The sequence below is a fragment of the Streptomyces sp. NPDC057654 genome (assembly GCF_042800135.1).
In the GTDB taxonomy this organism is placed as follows: domain Bacteria; phylum Actinomycetota; class Actinomycetes; order Streptomycetales; family Streptomycetaceae; genus Streptomyces.
The window spans coordinates 1-4,674 of sequence record NZ_JBHVHQ010000687.1 but is presented as its reverse complement, the minus strand read 5'-3'; the positions used below and the strand labels follow the sequence as shown (position 1 = coordinate 4,674).

The 4,674-nt window shown below is 71.7% G+C and carries 3 protein-coding genes and 1 pseudogene; all 4 read left to right on the top strand.

The genetic code is table 11. From position 1 onward, the window contains the following. The first annotated feature begins 156 nt into the window (after window positions 1–156). Window positions 157–1,362 (top strand): acyl-CoA dehydrogenase family protein, encoded by a 1,206-nt coding sequence (locus ACFU99_RS33685; protein ID WP_384399342.1) that lies wholly within the window; start codon window positions 157–159, stop codon window positions 1,360–1,362. Then, on the top strand, window positions 1,359–2,822 hold the full coding sequence (locus ACFU99_RS33680; RefSeq protein ID WP_384399339.1) for an aldehyde dehydrogenase family protein: 1,464 nt from the start codon (window positions 1,359–1,361) through the stop codon (window positions 2,820–2,822). Before ACFU99_RS33685 ends, ACFU99_RS33680 begins: the two co-directional genes overlap by 4 nt. Before the next feature lie 130 nt (window positions 2,823–2,952). Beyond that, the gene (locus ACFU99_RS33675) at window positions 2,953–4,020 is read left to right on the top strand and encodes a Zn-dependent alcohol dehydrogenase (RefSeq protein ID WP_384399336.1); all 1,068 of its coding nucleotides are present in this window, start codon (window positions 2,953–2,955) and stop codon (window positions 4,018–4,020) included. A 331-nt stretch (window positions 4,021–4,351) separates the two neighbouring features. After that, window positions 4,352–4,674: pseudogene (locus tag ACFU99_RS33670) on the top strand (hypothetical protein); the annotation flags it as partial.

Here is a 4,674-nt window from a genome sequence, read left to right as displayed (position 1 = left end):
GCGCCGCCCCGACCGAGCGGCACCGATGAGGCGGCCCCACGAGGCGGCCCTCACGAGCCGGCCTCGGACCGGCGGCCCCGAGCCGCAGCCCGGCCGGTGCACAGCCGGGCGAACCCGCGCGGTCCGCGCGGAAGGAAGCGGAAGGAAGGAGACGCCGTGGATTTCGCCTTCGGGCCGCAGGACGAGACCTTTCGCGAAGAGGCACGGGAATGGCTCTCGGCGCACTTGACCGGCGAGTTCGCCCAGGCCGCGGGCCACGGCGGACCCGGCAGCGAACACGAACTGCCCCAGGCCCGCCGTGCCTGGGAGCGCGAACTCGGCGCGGCCGGCTGGATCGGCCTCGGCTGGGACCGCACGGCAGGCTCCTACGGCAACCGCGCCGCGACCCTGACCCAACAGGTCGTCTGGGCCGAGGAATACGCCCGCGCGGGTGCGCCCGGACGCGTCGGCCACATCGGTGAGAACCTGCTCGCCCCGACCCTGATCGCCTACGGGGACGAGAAGCAGCGGGAGCGGTTCCTGCCCCCCATCGCCCGGGGCCAGGAACTGTGGTGCCAGGGCTACAGCGAGCCCGACGCCGGCTCCGACCTGGCCGGGCTGCGGACCACGGCCACCCGCGATGGCGCGCCCGGCGGCCCGTACCGCATCACGGGCCAGAAGATCTGGACGTCGCTAGCCCAGGACGCCCACTGGTGCTTCGTGCTGGCCAGAACGGACCACGACTCCCGCCGCCACCACGGACTCTCCTTCCTGCTCGTGCCGATGGACCAGCCGGGCCGCATCGAGGTCCGGCCCATCCGGCAGATGTCGGGGACCGCCGAATTCAACGAGGTGTTCTTCGACGGGGCGCTGGCGAGCGCCGACCACCTCGTCGGCGGGGAGGGCAACGGCTGGCAGGTCGCCATGGGCCTCCTCGCCCTCGAACGCGGAGTCTCCACGCTCGTCCAGCAGATCGGCTTCGCCGCCGAGCTGCGCCACGTCGTCCGCCTCGCCCTGGAGCACGGCACCGCAGCGGAACCGGCGCTGCGCGACCGGCTCGTACGGCAATGGGCCGAGCTCCAGACGATGCGCTGGAACGCCCTGCGGACGCTGGGCGGCACGGATGTGCCCGGCGCGCCCAACGTCGCCAAACTGCTGTGGGGCGGCTGGCACCAGCGGCTCGGCGAACTGGCCATGCGGGTCCGCGGCACGGCCGCAGCCCTCGGCCCCGCAGCCTGGAGCGCCGAGAGCCCGTACGAACTCGACCCCCTGCAACGCCTCTTCCTCTTCACACGCGCCGACACCATCTACGGCGGATCGGACGAAATCCAGCGCAACATCATCGCCGAGCGGGTGCTCGGCCTGCCGAAGGAGTCCCGATGACCGCGTACGGGCACTGGATCGACGGCTCCTGGTGCGAGCCCGCCCAAGGGCACTATGCAGTTGTCAATCCGGCGACCGAAGAGGTCGTCGGGGAGGCCCCGGAAGCGACGCGAGCCGAAGTCGCCGCTGCCGTGACCGCCGCACGGACCGCCTATGACGGCTGGTCCCGCACCGACCCGCGCGAACGCGCGGCCGTGCTGGACCGGATAGCCGATCTCCTCACCGAACACGGCGGGGACCTCGTGCCCCTGCTCCAGGCCGAGACCGGCGCGACGATGCGCCTCGCCTCGACCATGCAGGTGCCCACCGCGGCCGACCGCTTCCGCCGCTACGCGCGCGGCGCGCTCGAACCGGATGTCGTCCCGCTGGCGCCGCAGCCCGTGCGGGCCAGCGCGCTGGCCCCGGGCGGACTCATCGGCGCCGCCGCCGTACGTCGCCCCATGGGCGTGATCGGGTGCATCACCTCCTACAACTTCCCCATCGTCAACCTCGCGGGCAAGGCAGCGCCCGCCCTGGCCATGGGCAATACCGTGGTCGCCAAGCCGGCGCCACAAGATCCGCTGGCGTGCTTGGAGTTGGGCCCCATCCTCAAAGAGGCCGGACTGCCGGACGGCGTCTTCAACGTCGTCACGGGATCGGGAGCCGCCGCCGGGGAGGAACTCGTGTCCCACCCGGACGTCGACATGATCAGCTTCACCGGGTCCACCGCGGTGGGAAAGAAGATCGCCGAGTCCGCTGGGAGGTCGATGAAGCGCACCCTGATGGAGCTGGGAGGCAAGGGCGCGGCCATCGTCCTGGGGGATGCCGACGACAAGACGGTCGCGTCGGCGATCAGGGCGGTCGGTTCGGTCTGGTCGTTCCACAGCGGGCAGATCTGCACGGCGCCGACCCGTGTGCTCGTCCATCGATCGCTGTACGAGAAGGTCGTCGCCGGTCTCAAACAATACGCGCGAGCACTGACAGTCGGGGACCCTGTGGATAACTCCACGATCGTCGGCCCGCTGATCTCCGCGGCCCAGCGCGACCGCGTCGAGACGTACATCGCCGGCGCCCGCGAGCAGGGCGCCCGCATCGTCGTCGGCGGCGCGCGCCCCGACCTCAAGCCGGGCTTCTACGTCCCGCCCACCCTCATCGCCGACGTCACCCCCGATATGACGGTCGCGCGCGAGGAACTCTTCGGCCCGGTCGTCGTCGCGATCCCCTTCGACGACGAGGACGAGGCCGTCCGCATCGCCAACGGCACCTCGTACGGCCTCTACGACTACGTCTTCAGCTCCGACGCCGGCCGCGCCTGGACGCTCGCGGCCCGCCTGCGCAGCGGCAACATCGGCATCAACACCGTGCAGCGGCACCCCGAGACCCCGTTCGGCGGTTTCAAGGACAGCGGCGTCGGCCGCGACGGCGGATCGTTCGGCCTGCACGCGTACAGCGAGCTCCAATCCGTGGTCTGGCCATCCTGACCGGCGGAAACGCACCGGCACCGCGGCGGGGTCCGGGCACCGGCCCCCGCCTTTCGCACCTTCCGCACCGGATTCCTCCGTGGATCTCCACTCCGGCCTTGGCCAAGGCCACCTTGAAGGGACGGGCACTATGCGAGGCGTCATCTTCGACGGCAAACAGCCCCAGGTCGTCGATGACCTGGAGATCCGCGAGCCGGGCCCCGGCGAGGTGCTGGTCGCGGTCGTCGCGGCCGGGCTGTGCCACAGCGATCTCTCGGTCATCGACGGCACCATCCCCTTTCCGGTGCCGGTGGTCCTCGGCCACGAAGGCGCGGGCGTGGTTGAGGCGGTCGGCGCGGGCGTCGTGCACGTCGCGCCCGGTGATCATGTCGCCCTCTCCACCCTCGCCAACTGCGGCACGTGCGCCGAGTGCGACCGGGGCCGCCCGACCATGTGCCGCAAGGCCATCGGCATGCCGGGGCAGCCCTTCACGCGGCGCGGCGCGAAGCTCTTCAACTTCGCCTCCAACTCCGCCTTCGCCGAGCGCACGGTCGTCAAGGCCGTCCAGGCCGTCAAGATCCCCGACGATGTGCCGCTGACCTCGGCCGCGCTCATCGGCTGCGGGGTGCTGACCGGCGTCGGAGCGGTGCTCAACCGGGCCGGGGTCGGCCAGGGCGAATCGGTCGTCGTCATCGGCGCGGGCGGCATCGGCCTCAACGTGCTGCAAGGGGCGCGCCTCGCCGGGGCGTCGACGATCGTCGCGGTGGACGCGAATCCGGCGAAGGAGGCGGCGGCCCGGCTGTTCGGCGCGACCCACTTCATCGACGCTTCCACCACGCCGGACACCTCCGCCGCGGTGAAGGGGATCCTGCCGACCGGCGCGGACCACGCCTTCGAGTGCGTCGGCAACACCAAACTGATCCGGCAGGCGGTCGATCTCCTCGACCGGCACGGCCAGGCCGTCCTGCTCGGCGTGCCCCCGGCCGACGCGCAGGCGTCCTTCCTCGTCTCGTCCATGTATCTCGACAAGTCGATACTCGGCTGCCGCTACGGCTCCTCGCGGCCGCAGCGCGATATCGCCCTGTACGCGCGCCTCTACCGAGAGGGCCGGCTGCTCCTGGACGAGCTGATCACGGAGACCTACCCCGTGGAGGACTTCGCGAAGGCCGCCGACGACGCCCACCACGGGCGGGTGGCGCGCTGCGTGCTCACCTTCTGACGCTCCGTACCGCACGGCTTGCGGGGCACCCAGGGGGCGCGATGAACGGCCCATAGTGACGAGCGCCACACTGGCGGCTCCGAGTGCGGGTTTCCGTACGTACGGGGTGGGTGGTGCGTACGGGACAGTCGGTGCGTGTCGGTATCAACGGGGCCGATTCGCCAGGCGATTGAGGTGGTGACGAAGCCTGCGTGTGGTCCAGGCGGCGGCCCCGTACCGGTGACGCGGGCACCGGCGCGCACCGTCGCCCGTTGAGAGCCCCGACGGCCGGCCCATTCGGAGCGGAACCTTCCGGCCCCACAAGGAATCATTCTTGGTGAGAGGGGCGGATATGACTCAGCAGACGGGGTCCGGCGCTATACCGGCGGAGACGGACGGGGAATCGGCGCGCCCGGAAACGGCCGCGGCCGGCGCTCCCCGGACGGCCCCGGACTCCGCCCCGGGGCCGGACGGCGCTCCTGGTCCGGATGCCGCTCCCGGGGCGGACTCCGCCCGCGTCGACCTGGCGAAGGCGAGACCTCGGCAGCAGCGGAAGGCCGCGCAGGAGCCGCCTCCGGAGGCCGCGGAAGACGTAAAGGACGTCGAAAACGACAAGGGCGCCGAGTCCGTCGACGACGGCTTCGGGTCGGCTTTCTGCTCCTCAATGGCGACGCT